Raw genomic sequence first — 1,420 nt, 5'->3', positions numbered from 1 at the left:
GCCATCAACGTGCCTGCCAGCGTCTTGCTCAGCGAGCCGATCTCGTAGATCGTTGCATCGGTCGGTGCGCCTGGGCTGCCGGCCACCATCTGGCCGCGATGACCGATGAAACTCCGGCCCCGGTGAACCACCGCGATGGAGGCCGAGTGCAGCAAGGGCTGCTCGACCAGGGTCTGCGCCACTTCATCGATATCTGCTTGAAGATCCGCCGAGGGCTTCTGCCCCCCGCACCCGGCCAGCAGGAGCACGCTGGACATCAGCAGGACCGGGAGCCAGAGCCTGTACCGGATCGTCTTCAAGGGAGCTTCCATGCGTTGGCGCTTCAGGGGGGCGGAAAGAGCGCCCAACATAGCGGATTGGCGCGCGAGCATGCACCCGCCGGGCGCCTGCACGGCTTTGGCCGGATTGATGAATCACCTGGCGGAACTGTCGAATGACCCCGTTCCGGCCGCCGAATACGCTTGTCATCCTCGACCACAGAGGATGCCGACATGAGCGACACCACCGCGGCCGTCGCCGCCCCAGGTGCTGACCTGCCCATCGTCCACGTCCTGATGGGCTTCATCTGCGTCTGGCACAGGCGCGAACCGGAGCAGGCACGTGACGAGGCCTGAACGCCACTACAGGGCCGGCCCGACGCGCACCGGGCGGGTAACGAAGTGACGATATCGCTTGCAGGGCAGGACGAGGTCGATCCGGACTACCCCGATCGGATCGACGTGCCGGTGATGGTGCTTGGACTGGAACCCATTCCCGATGCCTGGGAAATGCCTTTCCATGAACACCGGAAGGCACAGGTCATGGTCGCTACGCGTGGGTTGATCACGCTGGAGACCCATGCCGGCCTCTGGGTGGTTCCACCGCAGGGGGCGGTATGGATTCCGGGCGGGCTGACCCATCGGGCCAGCAGCAGCGGAAAACCGCATGGATTCGTCGTGTTCGTTGAACCCGGAGCGGTACCGGGTTTGCCCACGCATTGCCGCACGATGGCGATCACTCCGTTCATGCACGCCCTGCTCGAACGCGTGGCAGATCACCCCCAACAGTACGAGCACGGCAGCGCACAGGCGCGGCTGATGGCGGTGCTCCTGGACGAACTCATTGCCGCGCCACCGGAGTGGATCCACCTGCCGATGCCATCCGAACCGAGGCTGCGCCGGTTGGCCAGTGCGATGTTGGCCGCGCCCGCCGAGCGGGCAACGCTGGACGTCTGGGCCGGCCGGATCGGCATGAGCGAGCGCAACATGTCCCGGTTGTTCTCCGGTGAAACCGGCCTGAGCGTCAGGCGCTGGCGCCGGCAGATGCACGTGGTGGTCGCGCTGCCGATGCTGGCCGGCGGCAAGACCGTCCAGGCCGTTGCGGATGAGCCGGGGTATGACAGCGCGGGCGCATTCGTGACCATGTTCCGCAAGACCGTGGG

At 66.1% G+C, this 1,420-nt stretch carries 3 protein-coding genes; 2 read left to right on the top strand and 1 reads right to left on the bottom strand.

Annotation, left to right across the window (positions count from 1 at the left end):
• A partial coding sequence (locus tag ACFQ6N_RS40820) for a hypothetical protein (protein ID WP_380659197.1) occupies positions 1-299 on the bottom strand: 299 nt, incomplete at its 3' end.
• Positions 300-491: 192 nt separating this feature from the next.
• Here ACFQ6N_RS40820 and ACFQ6N_RS40815 point away from each other — a divergent pair.
• Positions 492-614 (top strand): hypothetical protein, encoded by a 123-nt coding sequence (locus ACFQ6N_RS40815; RefSeq protein WP_265349059.1) that lies wholly within the window; start codon positions 492-494, stop codon positions 612-614.
• 45 nt (positions 615-659) lie between these two features.
• Positions 660-1,420 (top strand): AraC family transcriptional regulator (locus tag ACFQ6N_RS40810; RefSeq protein WP_380659196.1); only part of this gene is annotated, 761 nt, incomplete at its 3' end.

This window comes from Kitasatospora sp. NPDC056446, from assembly GCF_042796115.1.
In the GTDB taxonomy this organism is placed as follows: domain Bacteria; phylum Actinomycetota; class Actinomycetes; order Streptomycetales; family Streptomycetaceae; genus Kitasatospora.
The sequence above is the reverse complement of the archived record's forward strand: the minus strand, read 5'-3'. Positions and strand labels throughout refer to the sequence as shown.